The organism is Streptomyces sp. NPDC017529, assembly GCF_044329785.1.
Taxonomy (GTDB): Bacteria; Actinomycetota; Actinomycetes; order Streptomycetales; family Streptomycetaceae; genus Streptomyces.
In genome coordinates, this window is record NZ_JBIRJY010000003.1 from 168159 (window position 1) to 188607 (window position 20449).

General features: G+C 74.7%; 15 protein-coding genes and 1 pseudogene. 12 read left to right on the top strand and 4 right to left on the bottom strand.

Annotation, left to right across the window (positions count from 1 at the left end; all coding sequences use genetic code 11):
- The first annotated feature begins 129 nt into the window (after window positions 1-129).
- From ACH4K4_RS08115 to ACH4K4_RS08150, 8 genes are read left to right on the top strand one after another with little or no spacing between them, the layout of a single operon-like run.
- A complete protein-coding gene (locus ACH4K4_RS08115) occupies window positions 130-1323 on the top strand; it encodes a glycosyltransferase family 4 protein (RefSeq protein WP_398165634.1) in 1194 nt (397 codons plus the stop codon).
- Window positions 1324-1330: 7 nt separating this feature from the next.
- Window positions 1331-2056 (top strand): class I SAM-dependent methyltransferase, encoded by a 726-nt coding sequence (locus tag ACH4K4_RS08120; RefSeq protein ID WP_398165635.1) that lies wholly within the window; start codon window positions 1331-1333, stop codon window positions 2054-2056.
- A complete protein-coding gene (locus ACH4K4_RS08125) occupies window positions 2053-6432 on the top strand; it encodes an alpha-(1->3)-arabinofuranosyltransferase family protein (RefSeq protein ID WP_398165637.1) in 4380 nt (1459 codons plus the stop codon). The genes ACH4K4_RS08120 and ACH4K4_RS08125 overlap by 4 nt, the downstream gene beginning before the upstream one ends.
- Complete coding sequence (locus ACH4K4_RS08130; RefSeq protein ID WP_398165638.1) at window positions 6429-7865, top strand: condensation protein; 1437 nt, start codon at window positions 6429-6431, stop codon at window positions 7863-7865. The genes ACH4K4_RS08125 and ACH4K4_RS08130 overlap by 4 nt, the downstream gene beginning before the upstream one ends.
- Window positions 7862-8620, top strand: a complete 759-nt coding sequence (locus ACH4K4_RS08135; RefSeq protein ID WP_398165640.1) for a class I SAM-dependent methyltransferase — start codon at window positions 7862-7864, stop codon at window positions 8618-8620. The genes ACH4K4_RS08130 and ACH4K4_RS08135 overlap by 4 nt, the downstream gene beginning before the upstream one ends.
- A 4-nt stretch (window positions 8621-8624) precedes the next feature.
- On the top strand, window positions 8625-9578 hold the full coding sequence (locus ACH4K4_RS08140) for a hypothetical protein (RefSeq protein WP_398165641.1): 954 nt from the start codon (window positions 8625-8627) through the stop codon (window positions 9576-9578).
- Complete coding sequence (locus tag ACH4K4_RS08145; protein WP_398165643.1) at window positions 9575-9841, top strand: Trm112 family protein; 267 nt, start codon at window positions 9575-9577, stop codon at window positions 9839-9841. The genes ACH4K4_RS08140 and ACH4K4_RS08145 overlap by 4 nt, the downstream gene beginning before the upstream one ends.
- Before the next feature lie 36 nt (window positions 9842-9877).
- The gene (locus tag ACH4K4_RS08150; RefSeq protein WP_398165645.1) at window positions 9878-10471 is read left to right on the top strand and encodes a hypothetical protein; all 594 of its coding nucleotides are present in this window, start codon (window positions 9878-9880) and stop codon (window positions 10469-10471) included.
- Here the strand turns inward: ACH4K4_RS08150 and ACH4K4_RS08155 are convergent.
- A complete protein-coding gene (locus ACH4K4_RS08155) occupies window positions 10451-12226 on the bottom strand; it encodes a hypothetical protein (protein WP_398165646.1) in 1776 nt (591 codons plus the stop codon). The two genes, ACH4K4_RS08150 and ACH4K4_RS08155, sit on opposite strands and share 21 nt — an antisense overlap.
- Window positions 12227-12264: 38 nt before the next feature.
- Between ACH4K4_RS08155 and ACH4K4_RS08160 the strand changes: the two are divergent.
- Window positions 12265-12993, top strand: a pseudogene (locus tag ACH4K4_RS08160) (helix-turn-helix transcriptional regulator); the annotation flags it as partial.
- 82 nt (window positions 12994-13075) lie between these two features.
- Window positions 13076-14107, top strand: a complete 1032-nt coding sequence (locus tag ACH4K4_RS08165; RefSeq protein ID WP_398165647.1) for a rod shape-determining protein — start codon at window positions 13076-13078, stop codon at window positions 14105-14107.
- A 52-nt stretch (window positions 14108-14159) separates the two neighbouring features.
- Here ACH4K4_RS08165 and ACH4K4_RS08170 read toward each other — a convergent pair whose 3' ends face one another.
- The 3 genes from ACH4K4_RS08170 to ACH4K4_RS08180 form a co-directional block, all read right to left on the bottom strand.
- On the bottom strand, window positions 14160-14756 hold the full coding sequence (locus tag ACH4K4_RS08170) for a histidine phosphatase family protein (protein WP_398165649.1): 597 nt from the start codon (window positions 14754-14756) through the stop codon (window positions 14160-14162).
- Window positions 14749-15159, bottom strand: coding sequence for a thioredoxin (gene trxA / locus ACH4K4_RS08175; RefSeq protein WP_398165650.1), 411 nt, complete (start codon window positions 15157-15159; stop codon window positions 14749-14751). Before trxA ends, ACH4K4_RS08170 begins: the two co-directional genes overlap by 8 nt.
- 133 nt (window positions 15160-15292) lie before the next feature.
- Entirely contained in the window at window positions 15293-18970 is a 3678-nt protein-coding gene (locus ACH4K4_RS08180; RefSeq protein ID WP_398165652.1) for a molybdopterin cofactor-binding domain-containing protein, read from the bottom strand.
- Window positions 18971-19186: 216 nt separating this feature from the next.
- On the opposite strand from ACH4K4_RS08180, the gene ACH4K4_RS08185 reads away from it, so the two are divergent.
- Together ACH4K4_RS08185 and ACH4K4_RS08190 are read left to right on the top strand one after the other, a co-directional pair.
- The gene (locus ACH4K4_RS08185) at window positions 19187-19549 is read left to right on the top strand and encodes a PucR family transcriptional regulator (RefSeq protein ID WP_398165654.1); all 363 of its coding nucleotides are present in this window, start codon (window positions 19187-19189) and stop codon (window positions 19547-19549) included.
- Between the two features lie 356 nt (window positions 19550-19905).
- Window positions 19906-20337 (top strand): hypothetical protein, encoded by a 432-nt coding sequence (locus ACH4K4_RS08190; RefSeq protein WP_398165655.1) that lies wholly within the window; start codon window positions 19906-19908, stop codon window positions 20335-20337.
- Window positions 20338-20449 lie beyond the last annotated feature (112 nt).

Genomic DNA, 20449 nt, shown 5'->3' on the forward strand with positions numbered 1-20449 from the left:
CGAAAACTATCCACCCCACACCCCGACGTCCCCGCGACCGCAGTCCCCGGCCGGCAGGTCCGCACGACTCAGCACGCAGTACGTCCCCCCACACACTGGTACCGCACCCTGAGACGAGTTGGAGCGCACATGCCCCAGCACGTACGACCGTCCTTGTCCGCCGCACCACCCGCACGTCCCGCACCGGCTGTACGACCTGAACCGTCCGCCCGGACAGCACTGCCCGCGGCACGCCCGCTCCCCCGCCGTATCGTCTTCCTCGCCCGCCGCGACCTGGGCAACCCCGCCGCCGGCGGCTCCGAGCTGCTCGTCGACCGCATCGCCGAGGGGCTCACCGCCCACGGCCACCAGGTCACCCTGCTGTGCGGCGGCCCCGCGGCCGACCGCGGCTACCGCGTGGTCTCCGCCGGCGGCGACGCCGGGCACTACCTGCGCGCCCCACGGCAGTTCGCCCGCCGGGTCGGCGAGTGCGACCTGCTGGTGGAGGTCTGCAACGGCATGCCGTACCTGGCGCCGCTGTGGCACAGCGGGCCGACGCTGTGCCTGGTCAACCACGTCCACACGGACCTGTGGGGCATGCGGTACCCGGCACCCGCCGCCCGGCTCGGCCGCCGCCTGGAGCACTGGGCGCTGGCGGGCACCCACCGCGGCAACCTGATGGTCGCCGTCTCCGGTTCGACCGCCGCCGCGCTGCGCGGCCTCGGCGTGGAACGGGACCGCATCCGGCTGGTCCACAACGGCGTGGAGGAGCCGGGGCCGCTGCTGCCGGAGTCGCCCGAGCCGCTGTTCCTGGCCATGGGCAGGCTGGTCGAGTACAAGCGCGTCGACCTGCTGCTGCGCCTGTGGGAGCGGGTACGGCCGGTCACCGGCGGCCGGCTGGTCATCGTCGGCGACGGCCCCGAGCGCGCCCGCCTGGAGGCCATGGCCGGGCCCGGCGTGCACTTCACCGGCCGGATCAGCGAACGCGACAAGCACGAACTGCTCTGCCGCGCCTGGCTGTTGCTGCACCCCTCGCTCGTCGAGGGCTGGGGCCTGGTCGTCATGGAGGCGGCCGCCCGGCACACTCCGGCGGTCGGCTTCGACATACCGGGCCTGCGCGATTCGGTCGACGACGGGACGACCGGGCTGCTGGCCCGCGGGGAGAGTTCCTTCGCCGCGCACTGGTGCGCGCTCGCGCTCAGCCGGCCGCGCCGCACGGCCCTGGGCGCCGCCGCCGCGCGGCGCGCCGCCCGCTTCCGGTGGAGCGCCACGGTGCGCAGTTTCCGGGCCGTGGCGGCGGAATCGTACGCCGAGGCACGTCTCGACTTCCCGTCCGGGCGGTGATGCTGAGGTGCGGGATCCCTCCCTGCGCAGATCTCTCGCCCTCTTCCGCGCCTTCCTGCGCGAGCAGCACGACCCCGAGCACTGCTACGGGCTGCTCGCGCGGGACGCCGCCGACCAGCTCGAACGGTACCTGCCGCTGCAGGGCCTGGTCGTCGCCGACGTCGGCGGCGGCAGCGGCCACTTCACCGAGGAGTTCCGCCGCCGCGGCGCGCACGGCTACCTCTTCGAGCCGGACCCGCGCGAGCTGACCGCCCGCGGCCGGGCCCCGGACGGCGCGGTGCTCGCCGACGGCTACCTCCTGCCGCTGGCCGACGGCACCGCCGACGTCTGCTTCTCCTCAAACGTCCTGGAGCACGTCGCGGACCCGCTGACCTTCCTCAGCGAGCAGGTGCGGGTCACCCGGCCCGGCGGCCTGATCTACCTGTCGTTCACCAACTGGCTCTCGCCCTGGGGCGGGCACGAGACGGCGCCCTGGCACTACCTGGGCGCCGCGCGGGCCCGCGCGCTCTACCGGCGGCGCACCGGCCGGGACGCCAAGCACACCCTGGGCGAGAACCTCTTCACGCTGCACGTCGGCCGGACGCTGCGCCAGGTCAGGGCCCGGGACGACGTACGGATCGTGACGGCCCGCTCCCGTTACGCGCCGTTCCTGGCCGAAACGATCCCGCGCCTGCCGGTCGTCCGCGAAGTAGCCACCTGGAACCTTCTCCTCATCCTGCGGCGGTTGCCATGACCCAGACCCTCCAGTCCAGCTCCCCGGGATCGCCGGACGCCGGTGGCACCCCGGCGTCCGCGCCCGGCGCGCCACCGCCCGGACCGCCCCGGTCCCGGCGCTGGCTGCTGGGCTTCTGGGCCGCCGCCTTCGTGCTCTTCCTCGTGCCGTCGTCCGGGAAGATGACGTTCGAGACCAAGCTCGGGGTGGCCACCGACCCGTGGCGGTTCCTGGGCGACCTGGGGCAGCTGTGGCACGACCGGGCGGGCTTCGGCGGCATCACGGACCAGTACGTCGGCTACGCCTTCCCCTCCCTGCCGTACTACGCCCTGGCGGACCTCGTCCACCTCCCGGTGTGGATCGCCGAGCGGCTGTGGATGTCGCTGATCGTCACCGCCGCCTTCTGGGGCGCGCTGCGGCTGGCCGAACGGCTGCGCGCCGGCACGCCGCCGGCCCGGCTGCTCGCCGCCGCCGCGTACGCGCTGTGGCCGGTGTTCACCATGGTCATCGGCTCCACGTCCGCCGCGGCCCTGCCCGGCGCGCTGCTCCCCTGGGTGCTGCTGCCGCTCACCAACCCGCACGCCACGGCGCGCCTGGCGGCCACCCGCTCGGCGCTGCTCATTCCTTTCATGGGCGGCGTCAACGCGGCCTCGACGCTGGCCGCGCTGCTGCCCGTCCTGCTGTACGTGCTGACCCACACGGGCGCCCGGCGCAGGGCCCTGCTGGTGTGGTGGATCCCCGGCGTCATCCTGGCGACCGCGTGGTGGGCGGTGCCGCTGCTGCTGCTCGGGGTGCACGGCGAGAACTTCATGCCCTACATCGAGCAGGCGAACACCACGACCGGCACCATGTCGGCGACCGAGCTGCTGCGCGGCGCCGGGAACTGGACCGGCTACCTGAACTTCGGCGAACCGTGGCTGCCGGCCGGCTGGACCATGGCGGCGGGCGCCGCCGCGATCCTCGGCTCGGCGCTGGCCGCCGCGCTGGGCCTGGCCGGGCTGGCCCGCCGGGACGTGCCGGAGCGGCGCTGGCTGCTGCTGACGGTGCTGGTCGTGGCCGGTATCTGCCTGACGGGGTACGCCGGTTCGCTGGGCGGCCCTTTCCACGGGCTGTGGCAGGACTGGCTGAACGGCTGGCTGCGGCCGTTCCGCAACATCTACAAGTTCGAGCCGGGGCTGGCGCTGGCGCTCGCGTTCGGCCTGGCGCACCTCGTCGGGGTGGCCGCCGAGCGGCGCGGCACCCGGCGCGTGCCGGGACGCCGCCACGTGGCGCTGTTCGTCGCGCTGCTCACCCTTCCCGCGCTGGCCCTGCCGTTCCTGAACGGCACCGTCCTCCAGCCCGGCGCCTTCAAGAAGCTCCCGTCCGCCTGGGAGCGGACCGCCGGCTGGCTCAAGAAGAACACGCCCGACAACCGCGCCCTCGTCGTCCCCGCCACCGCGCACGGCGTCTACACCTGGGGCTCGCCCATCGACGAGCCGCTGGACGTGCTCGCCCGCTCCCGGTGGGCGCAGCGCGACTTCGTACCGTTCGGGACGCCGGGCGTGCGGCGCGCCCTGGACGCCGTCGAACAAGCGCTGCTGTCCGGTTCCGAAGTGCCGGGGCTGCGCGACTTCCTGGGCCGGGCCGGGCTCTACGACGTCGTCGTACGCAACGACCTCGACCCGGACCAGATCGGTTATGTGCCGACGCAGACCGTCAAGCGGACCCTGGAGGCGTCCGGTTACCGCAAGGTCGCCTCCTTCGGCCCGCCGACCACCGACGGGCGCATCGCCCCCGGCACCCCGGTCCAGATCCAGGGCCTGTACCCGCGCCAGCGCTCGGTGGAGGTCTACGAACCGGTGGACACCCCGCGCCCCGGGCCGGTCACCGCCCGTCCGGTGGCCGACACCGCGCAGGTCAGCGGGGGCCCCGAGGCGCTGCTCCCGCTGTCCGCCGACCCCTCGCTGCGGGCCCGCCCGGCCGTGCTGACCGGCGACAACCACCCGGGCGTCGGCACCCCGACACTCCAGCTGACCGGCGACGGGCTGCGCCGTGCCGACACCCGGTTCGGCCTGGTCAACTCCCATACGTCCTATACGTACACGCCCGGCGAGCGAAATCACCCGGACAGCGTCCAGGACCCGGGGCTCGAACCGCGGCAGATCCTGCCCACCCGGGGCATCGGGCACCAGACCACCGCCGTGCTGCGCGGCGCCTCCTCCGTCACCGCGTCCAGCAGCGGCAACTGGCTCTTCCACCTGCCGCAGTACGACCCGGTGAACGCCTTCGACGGCAACCCGGACACCGGCTGGGCCGAGGGCAGCGCGGGCGATCCGGTGGGCCAGTGGCTGCGGATCGGCTTCACCCGGCCCACGTCCGTGCCGTCCGCGATCTCCCTCACGCCGCTGCCCGGCGACGGGATGCGGGCGGCGCCGACGTCCGTACGCGTGCAGACCGACCGGGGCAGCGTGGACAGCCAACTGCTGACGAACGGCGCCAGGCAGCAGGTCAGGGCGCCCGCCGGGACCGCGAAGTGGCTCAAGATCACGATTCTCGGGTCGCAGACACCGCGCGCGGGGCTGTCCGGCGCGGGCTTCTCCGAGGTGTCCGTACCGGGTGTCCAGGTCACCCGGCTGCTCCGGCTGCCGACCGACAGCGAGGACTCGACGGCGCCCTCCAAGACGTACTCCCTGCACCGCGGCAGCGACCCCGGCGGCCTCTCGCCGGTCTCCGCCGAGGTGGGGCTGCACCGCCAGTTCCGTACCGGCGCCGGCGCTTCGTACGCGGTCTCGGCCCGTGCGCTGGCCGTTCCCGGGCCGGAACTCGACCGGCTGCTGGACCGGGTGGCCCCCGGGCAGAAGGACCGGATCACCGCCTCCGCCGACTCCACGGCCTTCGGGTTCGGGGGCTCGCTCAGCCCCCGCAACCTCGTCGACGGCGACCTGACCACCGCCTGGATCGCGGGCGACAAGGCGACGCTGCACCTGCGCTGGCCCGGCAAGCGGGCCGTGGACCAGATCGTGCTGGCCGCGGCGGGCGGCCTCTCCACCCGGCCCGAGGAGATCCTCGTCAACTCGCCGGACGGGGCGGCGACCGCGGGCGTCGACGAGAACGGCCAGGCCCGCTTCGACCCCATCACCACCGACCGCCTCGACATCACCATCAGCAAGGTCAAGGAACTCACCGTCCACAACCCGGTCGCCGACCAGGAACTGCACCTGCCCGTCGGGCTGAGCGAGGTCTACATCCCCGCGCTGGACGCGCTGCGGACCCCGCCGCCCGCGCCCGGCGACCGGTTCTCGCTCCCCTGCGGCGAAGGGCCGCCGCTCGCCGTGGACGGCACCCTGCACGCCACGAAGGCGTCCGGGTACGTCCGCGACCTGACCGAACGCAAGCCCGTCAAGGTCGAGCTGTGCGCGGGCGAGGCGAGCGGCGGGCGGCTGGAACTGCCCTCCGGGCAGCACCGGGTGGAGGCCGGCGACCAGGGGCCGCTGGCGCTGACGGACATCAGCCTCACCCGCGGCAGCGCCCCCGCGCCCGCCAGTGAACAGCGGCCGGTGACCGCCGCCGACTGGGCGGGCGACCAGCGGTCCGTCCGGGTCGGCGCGGGCGCGGCCGCGTACCTCCAGATGTACGAGAACGCCAACGACGGCTGGCACGCGACGCTCGACGGGCGCGAGCTGTCGCCGGTGCGGCTCGACGGGTGGCAGCAGGGGTTCCTGGTCCCGGCGGGCAGGGGCGGCCTGGTGAAGCTCTCGTACGAGCCGTCCACCACGTACGACCTCGGCCTGCTCGGCGGCGCGCTCGGCATCGCGGTGCTCGTCGGCTCCGCGCTGGTGCGCCGCGCGCCGCGCACCCCGCCGCGGCCGCAGGTGCCTCCCGCGCCCTCCTGGGTCCTGGGGGCCGCCGCCCTCACGGTGGTCGTGGCGCTCGCCGCCGGTCCCTACGCCGTGATCGTGCCGCTGCTGGCGCTGGTGGCCCGGTTCCGGCACGGGCTGCTCGTGCCGCTCGCGCTCCTGGCCATGGTGGGGGCCGGCATCACGGCCGCCCTCGGCGCCGGCGAGCCCGCCGCCGCCGACGCCGGGGCGTTCAGCGCCCCGGCCCAGGCGCTGGCCCTGCTGGCGCTGGCGGCCGCGGTGGTGACGGTGCCCGCCGCGTCGGCGCGGCGCGGGGCGCACGCGGGAGCGCCGCCGGGACCGGACGCGGAGCCGGCACTGGCTCCGGTTCCGGCTCCGGCTCCGGCGGGAGCGGGGCCGGGCGGGCCGGAGGCGGAGACATCGGCGCCTCCCGCCCCGCCGCTGCCGCGGCGCCGGCGGCGTCGCGTACCGCCGGGCCTCGCGCCCCAAGACGGCAGACCCGCGGGTCCGTCGGACCCACCAAGCCCATCGGACCGGAGCGGGGAGGAACCCACCCGATGACCGCACTGCAGCCGGCACGGCAGGAACCGGCCGGGGACGGACCGCCCGGGGCGGCGTACCGGGCCGTACGGCGGATTCCGTTCCCGGTGGTGGACGAGATCACCCGGCACTGCCTCACACCAGAGGAACCGGAGACCGTGCACATCGAGGTGCACCTGCCCGGCAGGCCCGACCCCGGAAGGCTGCGGGCGGCCTTCCGCGAGGCGCTGTGCCGCCACCCCCGCATCCTGATGCGCCAGGCCCCGCACCGCTGGTGGCGGCGGCGGTACGAGTGGGAGCTGACCGGTGTCCCGGACGTGGACCCGGTCGTCTTCCCGCCGCCGGGCCCGGACGCCCTGGAACGCGCGCGCCGACGCGCGCTGACCGACTGCCCGCCGCTGGACACCTCGCCACCCGTACGGATGGAGGTCGTCGAGAGGCAGGGAACGGGCGAGGGCGAGCGGACCGGTGGCGGAACGGTCCTGCTCATCACCATCAACCACACCGCGCTGGACGGCCCGGCCTGCCTGCGGGTCCTGGCCACCGCCGCCCAGCTCTACGGAGGCGCCGACAACGCCCCGGCGCCACCACCCGTACGTGCCACCGGGACCGCAGCGGGCGGGGCGCCGCAGGCCCCGCCGCCGGCCGGCGGACACGGCCTGGTCCGGCCGGTGCGGATCGCCGGTGAGCACGGGCACCGCGCCGACGGCAACGGCATGCTCGTCGTCGAGCTGCCCGTGCCGGCCCGGCCGCCCCGTACCGACGGGCGGGCCGCGTTCACCGTCAACGACCAACTCCTCGTCGCCACCTGCCTGATGGTCGCCCGCTGGAACCACCTCCACGGGCGGCCGAGCGGGCCCGTCGTCGTCACCATGCCGGTGGACGACCGCCCGCGCGGCACGGACATGCCCATCGGCAACGGCACCCGACTGGTATCCGTCGGCTTCGGCCCGGAGGAGAAGCAGGACGCCGCGCTGCTCACCACGGGGCCACCCGACCCGGCGGCCGTCGCCCGGCTGCTGCGGCGCACCGCCGCCCGTACCCGGGCCCTCAAAGCCGCGCCCGGGTCCCAACTCGGCCTGGGCGCCGCCCTGCTGACGGCCCCGGTGCTTCCCGTCGGGGTGCGCGGCGTCCTCACGCGCGCGCTGCGCACCGCCGCCGCCCCGCTGGCCTCCACCACCCTGCTCTCCAACATCGGCCGCATCCCCTACCCGCTCGACTTCGGCGACGCGGGGCGGCCCAGCGCCGTGTGGTTCTCCGCGCCCGCCCGCATGCCGCGCGGCCTGACCGTCACCACCGTCTCCGTCGGCGGGCGCATCCAACTGGCGCTGCGCTGGTCCCACGCCCTCCTGGACGACGCGGCCGGCGCCCGGCTGGGCACCCTCTTCGCGGAGTCCCTGGCGGCCACGTCCTGGCCGGGCGAGGGCCGGGCGGCGGACGGGGGCGCACCATGAACCGGCACCTCACCGCCGTGCCACCACCCCCGCCCGGTCTGCGGGAGTTCTACGAGAACCCCGCCGTCCCGGTCGCCTCCGGCGACGCCCGCAGCCGCCGCCAGGCACTGATGCTGGCCCGGGCCCTGGGACCGGTGCCCCGCGGCGCGCCCGCTGCCACCGTGCTGGACGTCGGCTGCGGCGACGGCAGCGCGGCCGCCATCGCGGCCGAGGTCCTGCCAGGGCACCGGATCGTCGGCGTCGACTGGTCGCAGGACGCGCTGCGCCGCGCCGCGGCCCGCATCCCGTACGCCGTGCGGGGCGAACTGGGCGGCGGCGGGCTGCCGTTCGCCGACGGCGCCGCCGACGCCGTGCTGTTCAGCGAGGTCATCGAGCACCTCGTCGACCCCGACGCGGCCCTCGACGAACTGCGCCGCGTGCTGCGCCCCGGCGGCCACCTGATGCTGTCCACCCCCAATCTCGCCGCCTGGTACAACCGCGGACTCCTCCTCGCGGGAGTCCAGCCCGTCTTCTCGGAGGTGAGCATGCGAGGCATCCACGGCCGCCCCGGCACCCAGGTGGTCGGCCATCTGCGCCTCTACACCGCCCGCGCGCTGCGCGGCTTCCTGACGGCCTCCGGCTTCGCGGTCGTACGGGTCGCGGGCGCGCCGTACCACGACGTGCCGCGGCCGCTGCGCCCCCTGGACCGCGCCGCCTGCCGGCTGCCCTCGCTGGCCTCCATCCTGCTCGTCCATGCCCGCCGGAGAAGGGAGTAGGGCCGTGCTGTGGTGGGGCGTGGCGGCCGCACTGCTCGCCAACGTCCTGTACAGCACCGGCTTCGTCCTGGAGAAGCGCGCCCTGTCCGCGCTGCCCGCCCTCAGCACCCGGCAGCCCGCCCGGCTCGTCCGGCACCTCGTCGGCAGCCCGCTGTGGCTCGGCGGCTCGCTGGCCCTCGCCGCCGGCTTCGCCGCCCAGCTGGCGGTCTACCGCACCCTTCCCATCGCCGCCGCACAGGGCATCTTCGTCTCCGGGCTGGTCCTGCTGCTGCTCCTGTCCTCCGTCTTCCTCGGCGAACGCACCAGCGGCCGCGAGCGGCAGAGCATCCTCGCGATCCTGCTGGCCCTGGGCATGGTCGTCGCCTCGCTCCAGGGCAGCGGCGCGAGCACCGTGACCCGTACCGCCCCCACCGGGACGCTGCTCGCCATCGCGCTGCCCTCACTGGCCGCGGGGCTGTGGCTGTTCGGCGCCGCCGAGCGGCGCGCCAGGCGCCGCCACCGCCAGCCGAGCACGGGCGTCCCCTACGGCGTGGCCGTCGGCCTTCTCTACGGCGTCAGCTCGCTCGCCATCAAGGGCGTCTCCGGCCTGCTGGACGCCCACGACTGGGCGGGCACCGCCCGTGACCTGTTCACCTCCCCGTATCCGTATCTGCTGCTGTTCACCGGCGCGGTCGGCCTGGTGCTGTCGCAGACCGCCCTCCAGCGCTGCCGCGCCTCCCTGATCGTGCCCGTCTGCACCACCGTCACCTGCGTGTTCACCGCTGCCTGCGGCACGGTCGCCTTCGGCGAGCCGCTGCCCTCCGATCCCGTACGCCTCTCCCTCCGCCTGGGCGGCACGGCGGTCGCCGTGTTCGTGCTGCTCGCGCTCCCCCGCCAGGACGCCGGGGAACCGGCACCGGCAGCGGAAGCCGAGCCGGCGCCCGGGCCGGGAACCCGCTCCCAAGGAGTTGAGCCGTGAAGCCGGACGACCCGCTGCTGAAGATCCTCGTCTGCCCGATCGACAAGGGCCCGCTGACGCTGCTCGTGCCGGACGACGTCCTCTACAACCCCCGGCTCCGGCGCCGTTACCCGATTCTCGACGGCATCCCCCAGCTTCTCCCCTCCTCCGGTGAACAGGTCACCGACGCCGAACACGACGCGATCCTGCGCCGCCTGCCCCCGCACGGCCGCCCGGCCGACGAGCCTCCGGCAGGCGGCCACCCCACCGGCGCTCCCCGGTAGGACCGCCGGGCCCCACCGTCCGCGAACATGTCCAGCATGGACCCCACCACTGACAACGGCCCCGCCGGGCCGCCCGGCGGCCCGCTCGCCTTCCAGCTCGTCCTGCTGCGCCGCATGGCCGACCACCAGCCGGGACTGGTCGAGGACGCGCTGCGTACGCTCGGCGCCTCGCGCGCCGACCTGCGCGAGGCCAACCGCCGCTGGCAGGCGCGCGCCCACTCCCCCCGGTCGCCCGGCGCGGTACAGCGCTACCGCTCGCTGCTCGGCCGCCCCGAGTCCGTCACCGCCCGGCGCCTGGGCGACCTGACCTGCGAGGCGCTGACCTGGCCCGTACCACTCTGGCCCGACCTACGGTTCGAGGTGCTCACCGGCCCCCGGGGCGCCGCCTGGAACGCCTGGCTGGTCCGGGCGCCGGGCGCCCCCGGCCCCGTGCTCCGCACGACCGGCGACCTCGTCCCCTGGTCGTGCACGGTCGACGAGGTGGCCCGCGCGTTCGCCCCGGCCCGCCCCATGGAGGGCACCGCGCCGACCCGGTGGCGGCTCGCCTTCACGGCACCCGACGCGGACGGCGAACCCCGCGAGGTCGTCGCGGAGTTCACCTGGGGGCTGCTACAGCGCACCATCGAGTGAGGCGCGCAGGCAGTCCGCGGTGGCGGAACCGCGTGCCGACAGCAGGTCGCGCGGCGGCCCCGCGAACACGATCTCGCCGCCCCGCCTGCCGCCGCCCGGCCCGAGGTCGACCACCCAGTCCGCCCGTTTGACCACGTCCAGGTCGTGTTCGACGACCAGGACGGTGTTGCCGTCGGCCACCAGCCGGTCGAGCAGCGCCGGCAGCCCCGCCACGTCCGCCATGTGCAGCCCCGCCGTCGGCTCGTCGAACACGTACACGCTGCCCGTGCGGTGCAGCCGGGTGGCCAGCTTGAGGCACTGCCGTTCGCCGCCCGACAGCGACGCGACCGACTGCCCGAGCGTCAGGTAGCCGAGCCCCGCCTCGGCGAGCGCCGCCAGCCGCCGCCCGATTCCGGCGCCCGCGCCGGTCCCGGCCGCCGCCGGCGCCGCCTCGCCGAAGAACGCGACCGCGTCCGCGGCCGTCATCTCCAGCACGTCGGCGACCGACCTGCCCCGTACGGTCAGCCCGAGCACCTCGTCCTTGAAGCGCCGCCCCCGGCACGCCTCGCAGGTCGTGGTCACCGGGTCCAGGTACGCCAGGTCCGTGTGGATCACCCCGCGCCCCCGGCACTCCTCACACGCCCCGGCCGCGTTGAAGCTGAACAGCCCCGCCGGTACGCCGTGCTCGCGGGCGAAGAGCGCGAGGACGGTGTTGCCCTTGTCCCGCAAGCGCACCAACAGGTCGTTGAGCCGGCGCACGTCGCCGGGGTGCAGCCCGGTGCTCGGCTCGTCGAAGACGTACGTCAGGCCCGTCAGGCTGCTGCCCAGATGGCGCACCATCTTCAGCCGCTGTCCCTCGCCACCGGACAGGGTCGGTGTCGGGCGGTCGAGGCTGAGGTAGCCGAGGCCGATGCCGGCCACCCGGTCCAGCGCGGTGACGGCCCGCGCGGCGATGGCCGCGGCGGTCAGCCGCGCCCCCTGGCACTGCGGACAGGTCCCCTCCCGTACGAAGCCGCGCACCAGCTCTGCGGTCTTCTCGGAGAGTGCCGACGGGTCGCGCTGCACGTACCGCCGGTCGAAGTTCTCGACCAGTCCCTCGTAGGTGTTGTCGTAGGCACGCTCACCGCGGGTGACCTTGAAGCCCTTGCCGTACAGGAGCAGGTCCCACTCCTCGGGCCCGTACCGGTCCAGCGGCTTGTCGGGGTCGAAGAGCCCGGACGTCGCGTAGATCTGCCAGCCCGCCGTGCCGACGGCGAGCGGCGGGAAGCGGATCGCGCCCTCGTTCAGCGAGCGGCCGGTGTCCAGGAAGCGGTCCAGGTCGATGCGGGTGGTCCGGCCCAGCCCCGCGCACTGCGGGCACATGCCGACGGGGTCGTTGAAGGAGTACGCGGTGGCCTCGCCCGCGCTCGGCGTGCCGCGGCGCGAGAAGAGCACCCGCAGGATCGGGTGGATGTCGGTCATGGTGCCGACGGTGGAGCGCGCGCCGCCTCCGACGGGCCGCTGGTCGACGACGACCGCCGGCGCGAGTCGCTCGATCGTGTCCGCTTTCGGCCGCTCGTGTTTGGGCAGCCGGTTGCGTACGTACGAGGGGAAGGTCTCGTTCAGCTGCCGCTGCGACTCCACCGCCACCGTGTCGAAGACCAGCGAGGACTTGCCCGAGCCCGACACCCCGGTGAAGACGGTGATCCGCCCCTTGGGAATCTCCAGGGTCACGTCCTCGAGGTTGTGCTCGCGGGCTCCGGTGATCAGGATGCTGTCGCCGTTCTGTGCTCCCATACGGGCCACGCTAGGAACGAATGAGGTCGTAACCCGGCCGCGAGCACACCGGCGCCGAACTGGCCGCACGGCTGGGCGTCAGCCCGCGCACGGTCCGCCGCGACATCGAGCGGCTGCGCGGCCTCGGCTACCCCGTGGACGCGGCCATCGGCGCCATCGGCGCCACCGTCCCGCTCTACGGCCTGCTGACCGGCGGCGACGCGCCCGTCACCGACCCCGCCGTCCTCACCGCCCTCGCCACCGCGTGCCGCCACCGCGAGCGCGCCCGCTTCGCGTACGCCGCGGCGGACGGCACGCCCAGCAGGCGGCACGCCGAGCCGTACCGCCTGGTCAGCGCGGACCGCCGGTGGTACCTCTTCGCTTACGACCTGGACCGGGCGGACTGGCGGACGTTCCGCGCCGACCGGATCGCCGCGCCTCGGGCCACCGGCGCCCGCCCGCCGCGGACGCGGCCGCGTTCGTCGCCGAGTCCGTCGTCAGCCGCCGCGCCCGGCACCGGGCGCTGGTCACCCTGCACACCACCGTCGAGGACGCCACCCGCCAGCTCCTGCCTGCTGCGCACGGGAGGCGACGCGCCGGACTGGCTCGCGGTACGGCTCGGCCTGCTGGGCGTCCCCTTCGAGGTGCACGAACCGCCGGAGCTGATCGCGTACTTGCGCGACCTCGGCACCCGCCTGTTCGACGCCTCGCACGGCGCCCCGGCACCCCCGGGCCGGGAGCCCCCGCCCCCGCCGTCCCCCAACCGGACCTCCTCAGCGGGCAGCTGACGGCCCGTCGGCACACGATGGGAACGAGTGGCCCGGCGGCCGCTCGTCCCGTACCGCCGAAGCTCCCCGGGAGGCACCATCCATGACCGCCAGCCTGGCACAGTTGTACCGTTGCTCGGTCGCCGTCGACCTGGGCGCGGCCCGCACCAGGGTGTACGTCAAGAACCAGGGCCTGGTGGTCGACCAGCCGACCGTCGCGGCCGTCAACATCCGCACCGGCGCGCTGATCGCCGTCGGTGACCGTGCCGAGGTGATGGACGGCCGCACGCCGGACCACATCCGGGTCGTACGGCCGGTCGCCGGGGGCACCGTCGTGGACATCGACATGGCGCAGCGGCTGCTGCGCAACCTGGTGGACGACCGGCTGCGCAGGGCGTGGCGGCGCAGGCCCACCATGCGGGCCGCGATCTGCCTGCCGTACGGCAGCGAGCCGCTGGCCCAGCGCGCCGCCGTGGAGACCCTCAACGGGATCGGTGCCCGCCGGGTCGAGATGGTCGACACGCTGGTCGCCGCGGCGGTCGGCTGCGACCTGCCGGTGGAGCACCCGGAGGCCACCATGGTCGTGGTGTGCGGTGCGGGGACCACGCAGATCGCGGTGCTCTCGCTCGGTTCGATCGTCGCGGCGGAGACCGTCCCGGTGGGCGGCAACGCCATCGACCACGCCGTCGTCCAGCACCTGAGGCTGCATCACAAGCTGATGCTGCCGGGCCAGTCCGTACGGCCGCTGCACCTGATGCTCTCCAGCGACGGCGACCTGGTGGCGGGCCCGACCGAGGTGCACGGCCGGGACGTGGTCAGCGGGCTGGCCCGCTCGGTGATGGTGGAGACCGAGCCGGTCCAGCGCGCCATCGCCTCACCGCTGACCGGGATCCTGGACGGGATCGGTTCGGTGCTGCGCCGCTGCCCGCCGGACCTGGTGGCGGACCTGGGCGAGCGGGGCATCATGCTGGCGGGCGGCAGCGCGCTGATCCCGGGGCTCCAGTCGATGATCCGGCAGGCCACGACCATGCCGGTGCACATCGCGGACCATCCCGACACGTGTGCGGTGCTGGGGCTGGGCGCCATGATCGAGGGCAAAGTGGAGCCCCTGCACCTCGATCCGATGGCCACCTAGGACGGAAGTGACACGGGGCGCGGGCTCCGCGGCCCGTGCTCCGTGCCCGCTCTCACACCGTCCGCGTGTTCCAGCGCACCACCGCCGGGCGCCCGTGCTCCGTGCCGAGCACGCCCACCGTGCCCGTCTCGAAGGTGAACAGCGCGCCCGCCGACGGCGGCAGCCCGAGCCGGCGGGCCGTCAGGACGCGCAGGAAGTGCCCGTGCCCGACCAGCACCACGTCGCCGTCGGCCGTACGCAGCTGCTCGTCGATGCGCGGCAGTACCCGGTCGGCGCGCGCGCCGACCTGCTCCGGCGACTCGCCGGGGTGCTCGGCGGGCCCGGCGGTCACCCCGTCGGTGAACAGGAACCAGTCGGGCCGGGTCCGGTGGATCTCGTCGGTCGGTACGCCCTCGTACCCGCCGTAGTCCCACTCGCCCAGGTCCGCGTCCACGCGCGGCTCCGGCAGTCCGGCCAGTTCGGCGGTGCGCAGCGCCCGCAGCATCGGGCTGGCGAGCACCGCGCCGATCTTCCGGCCGGCGAGGACCGGCCGCAGCTCGCGGGCCTGCTCCTCGCCGTGTGCGGTGAGCGGCAGGTCGGTCCAGCTGGTGTGCTTGCCCGTCCTGCTCCACTCCGTCTCGCCGTGCCGGATCAGCAGCAGTTCACTCACTGCCGCCCTGCGCCTCCTGCTGCCCCTGGGCCTGGCCCTGTTCCTTCTGCGCCTCCTCGACGGAGGCGCGGACCTCGTCCATGTCCAGGTTGCGGGCCTGGCCGATGACGTCCTCCAGGGCGGCCTCCGGCAGCGCGCCGGGCTGCGAGAACACCGCGATGTTCTCGCGGACGATCATCAGGGTGGGGATCGACTGGATCTGGAACGCCTGCGCCAGCTCGGGCTGCGCCTCCGTGTCGACCTTCGCGTAGACCAGGTCGTCGTTCTTGTCGGACGACCGTTCGAAAACCGGGCCGAACTGCTTGCACGGACCACACCACTCGGCCCAGAAATCGATCAGGACGAAGTCGTTGCCGGAAACGATCTCGTCAAAGTTGTCCTTGGTGAGCTCAACGGTGCTCATGCGTAAATCCCTGCTTCCGGTTCCGGTCTGTAAGCGGTCCCGCTGCGGTAACGGGATCATTGCCTGACCTATTCCGCACACCGGACCGTCCAGCACCCCTGCCCACCAAACGCCGTCCTATCCATGCGAATTTTCACCGCGCCCGACCGGGGTCCCGGCCGGTCCCGGCGGACAGCGCACGCCACACCCGGTCCCGGGCGAGCGGCAGCCGGGTGAAGCGCACGCCGGTGGCGTCGCGGAGCGCGTTGGCCAGCGCCGGCGCGACCGGGTTGAAGGGGCTCTCGCTCATGGACTTCGCGCCCACCGGGCCGACGGCGTCGGCGGTCGGCGCGAAGTGCACCTCGGTCCTGGGCACGTCGGCGAAGGCGGGCAGCCGGTACTCGCGGAACGCCGCGTTGCGCACCGCGCCGCGCCCGTCCAGCCGTACCTCCTCCAGGAGCGCCGATCCCAGTGCCTGCGCCACCCCGCCCTCGACCTGGCCACGGCACTGCATGGGGTTGATCACCGTGCCCGCGTCCGCCGCGTGCACGCTGCGCAGGACGCGGATCTCCCCGGTGCCCGGGTCGACGGCGACACGGAACCAGTGCGCGTTGAAGGCGACGGAGCGCGGCGAACCGCCGAAGTGCCCGCCGGCGGCCGGCGGCCCGCCGCCCGCTTCCTTACACGCCGCCTCGTACAGCTCCGGCAACGCCACGCGCGCGGTGCCCCCCTTCGCCACCACGGCGTCCGCCGTCAGCACGCACTCCGTACGGCCGACCCCCAAGTGGCGGGCGGCGCGCTCCCGGATCAGGCCGGCGAGCGCCTGCGCGGCGTGCAGCACGGCCCGGCCCGCCACCACCGTCCCGGTCGAGCTGTACGCCCCGGTGTCGTGCCCGACCGCGTCGGTGTCGGCCTGCCGCACGGCGATGCGCGCGGCGGTGGTGCCCAGCTCGTCGGCGGCGAGCTGCCGGTGCACGGTCGTGGCCCCGTTGCCGGATTCGACCGTCCCGACGGCCAGTTCGTACGTGCCGTCGGCGGCCAGCGCCAGCCGGGCGTCGGCGAAGTGCCCGCCGGGCCCGCCGGTGGCGATCAGTGACAGCGCGCTGCCCTCGCCCACCAGCCAGCCTTCCGGAACATCCGGTTCCGCCGCCACGGAAGCGGACGCGTTCCGCAGCACCTCCAGACACGCGACCAGCCCGTAACTGCCGAGGCGCAGGTCGGCGTCCTCCCCGACGAGCGTCGCCACGTCGTCGCCGGGCCGCACGACATTGCGTTCCCGCAGCGCGAGCGGGTCGATGCCCAGCCGCCGCGCCAGCTCGTCGAGGGCGCTCTCCACCGCGAAGACGACCTGGCCGAGCCCGTACCCGCGGAAGGCGCCGGCCGGGACGGTGTGGGTGTAGGCGGCGTAGCCGTCCACCTTCTTGGCCGGGCAGCGGTAGAGCGCCAGGGCCTCGCCGCACCCGCGCAGCAGCACGGCCTTGGCGTGGTTGCCGTACGCCCCGGTGTCGGACACGACGCGCAGCCGGAGCGCGGTGAGCGTGCCGTCCCGGCGCGCCCCGGCCTTGATCCGCACGGTGAACGGGTGCCGGGTGGTGGTGCCGTGGAACTGCTCGGCCCGGGTGAACTCCAGCCTGACCGGGCGCCCGGTGCGCAGCGCCGCCAGCGCCACGACGTCCTCCACGAGCATCTCCTGCTTGCCGCCGAACGCGCCGCCGACCCGGCCCGCGACGACCCGCACCGCTTCGGGCGGCAGGTCCAGCAGCGCGCACAGGGAACGCCGGACGAGGAACGGCACCTGCGTACTGGTCCGCACGACCAGCCGCCGCCCGGCCGCACCGCCGCCTTCCTCCGGCGGCTCGAACCAGGCGAGCGCGCCGTGCGTCTCCAGACCGGCATGCTGAGCCCGCTGCGTACGAAAGGTTTCCTCGTACACCTCGTCGGCCGCCGCGAACCCGCCCGCCACGTCACCGGTCTCGCCGTGCACCTCGCCCGCCACGTTGGCGTACGGGCGCGCGATGCCCGCCCACTCCCCCTTGTCGTGCACGACCGGCGCGCCCGGCAGCATCGCCTCCTCGGGGTCGAGGACCGCGGGCAGCACGTCGTACGTCACCGCGACGCGGCGGCAGCCCTCCTCCGCCGCCGCCTCGCTGTCCGCGAGCACCGCGGCCACCCGCTGGCCGACGTGGCGGACCGTGTCGTCCAGGAGCCGCGTGTCGTACGGGTCCTCCTCCGGGTGCTCGTGCTGGGCGGTGGAATAGTGCCTGGCGGGCGCGTCGTGGTGGGTGAGGACGGTGTGCACGCCGGGAACGCGCAGCGCGGCACCGATGTCGACGGCGGTGATACGGGCGTGGGCGTACGGCGAGCGGACCAGCTTCATGTGCAGCAGCCCGGGGAGGCCGGTACCGGTGTCGAGGTCGAAGGTGTAGCGGGCCGCTCCGGTGACCACGTCCATACCTCCGGGCGCGGGCAGGTTGCGGCCGACGCCGCACCCCGGCGCGGGGTCCTCGGTGTGCCGGACACCCCGTACGGCGTCCTCGACGGCCCGGTAGCCGGTGCAGCGGCACAGGTTCCCCTTGAAGGCGCGCGGCAGGTCGGCGAGCAGGTCCGCGTCGAGCGCCGCGGCCGTCATCAGGAACCCGGCGGTGCAGAAACCGCACTGGAAACCCTGCGCGTCCAGGAACGCACGCTGTACGGGGTGGAGTTCACCACCACGCCCCGCACCGGCCAGGCCCTCGACGGTGGTGACCGCCCGCCCGCCGGCCCGTACGGCCGGATACACGCAGCTGTGCACCGGCTCGCCGTCCACATGCACCGTGCACGCCCCGCAGTCCCCGGCGTCGCACCCCTTCTTCACCCCGAACCAGCCGCGGTCGCGCAGATACGTGCGCAGGCACTGGCCGGGACGCGGTTCGGCGCCGGTGGCGGTGCCGTTGACCACGGTCCGGAAGGGGGACGGGGGCCGCGGCCGTACGCGCGGAGGCGGCGCGGGAGCCGTCCCCCCTGACGGCACGCCAGGACCGGCGTCCCCCAGCTCCCGCCGGATCTCCTCCCCCAGCCGGTACGTCATGTGGCGCCGCCACTCCGGCAGCCCGTGCACGTCGTCGAACCAGCCGCCGTCCGGCACGGCCCGCCCGATCGCCGCCCGCAGCGCGCCGGCGTCCGGCGGCGACGCGAACCGCAGCCGCACCGGCCGCACGGTGGCGGCGGTGACCGTCAGGGCCAGCGCCCCGTCCACCGGGTCCAGCGTCCCGACCAGCAGCGCGGCCGAGCGCCCGAGACCGGACAGCGACACCTGCCGGAACGCCGTACGGCGGCGCAGCGCACGAGCCGGCAGTGTGACCGAGCGCAGCAACTCGCCCTCCGCCAGTACGGTGCGGCCCGCGCCGGTGACGAAGTCCGCCACCGGCAGGCGCCGGACCGTACCGTCCGGGGCCAGCAGCGAACACACACCGTCCAGCGCCACCGTGAGGGAGATCATCGGCCCCGCGGGCAGCGCCAGGCACAGATTCCCCCCGACGGTGGCCGTGTTCCAGATCTTGAACGAGGCCAGGAAGGCGCGGCAGCACTGTTCGAACAGCGGGCCCGCCGGCCGGTCGGTGCCGCCGCCGAACCGGGACACCTCGGCGACCGTGCACGTCGCCGCGATCTCCAGCGCGCCGTCCGGCAGCCACCGCAGCGGCTCCCAGCCCATCCGGCCCAGATCCAGCAGCCGCCGCAGCCGCGGCTGCGGTTCGGAGAAGAGGTACGTACCGCCGCCGAGCCAGGCGTCACCCGGCCGCCACTCCGGGCGCTCCCCGGCGTCCACGACCTCCCGCACCGTGTTCAGGTCCATGGGTCGAGTGAAGCAAGCGCGGCCCGCGCCCGGCCGGTGCAACGCACGGGAACCGGCCCCGCTTCCCCCCAACCGCCCCACCTGCCCCCCGCACCGCACCAGCGCGACTACACACTTGTTCCCCTCGCATTTACTATGCGATTCCGCGCTCTCACCTGGTGAGTGCGCACCGCCCAGCCCCGGGCCGGTGCCCGGACGGTACGAGGAGCACGCCGCATGCCGCACACCGTTTCGCCCGCGACCGGCGAGGGTTCCGCGCCCGTCACCCTCGGACGGCTGCTGGCCGCCGTGCCCGCCGAGGTGCGCGCCGTCTTCTCGGCCCGCACCCTCCGCCCGCTCCTCCCCGGGCAGGACACCACCGGCGGCACCCTGCTGCGCACCCTGGAAACCTTCCTGGCGCACGACGCCTCGTGGTCCCGTACCGCTGCCGCCCTGCACCTGCACGTCAACACGGTCCGCTACCGCATCCAGCGCATAGAGCGCCTCACCGGCCGCGACCTCACGCGCCTGAGCCACCGCCTCGACCTGCACGCCGCCCTGCTGTGCCGCGCCGGGACGGCGGACGACACGGGACGCTGACCGCCGCACATACGGGCAACCGGAAACGTGAGTGCCAAAGCGGACGCGGCCGCACAGGGGCGGGAAAAGCGCCGCATCACACACAGCGAGGCGCACCCGGCCCGGCGGGAAGTCACGGCTGTCCGGCCGCCACACGCCCCCGGCCCGCCGCACCCCGACACACGTTCCCCGCCGGCACCGCCCCCTACCGGACAACCCGCCGCTGTCAAGCGGAAATTGGCGCCGCGCGCATCCGCCCGGATCCGTACCCGGCACCGCGCGGCTCCCCTTCACGGAGCGGAATCCCCGGGTAACTTTCCTGCCGCACGAATCCGTGGCACCCGCCACCAGCCGACTCGACAGAGGAAGGCACGGACATGGCCAACGTTCCTGTGGAGCCCGGGGTATACCTCCTCGGCGCGCACATCGGATTCCGCACCATCCTGACGCCCGCCGGGCACGCCATCGACAAGGGCGTTCCCGTCATCACCCAGCCCGAGATGCAGCCCCCGCTGCACCAGGCCGTCATCATCCAGCCCGCGGGCCAGGACAGCTACTACCTGAGCCTGTACGTCAGGCCCCAGGTCAAGATCGTGTACGCCGACGACAAGGTGTTCGCCAACACCACCTCGCCGGTCCCGTGGACCTTCGACCCGTCCATCCAGGGCCTGAACATCGTCTCCGACAAGGGCCTCGCCATCCGGGCCGACTACCCCGGCGCGCAGCTCCGGCTGACCCAGCCCGAGGACGTCCCCCAGGACACCTGGTCCCTGCAGCTCCTGCACCTGCCGATCCCGCCGGAGGCGTAAGCACGCCGGACGGTGAGAGGTGCCCGGCGCCGCACGACAGCGCCGGGCACCGGGGCGCGTGCGCCGGCCTCTTCCTCCGGTCGGCGCACCGCCCCCGCGGAAACGGCCTAGT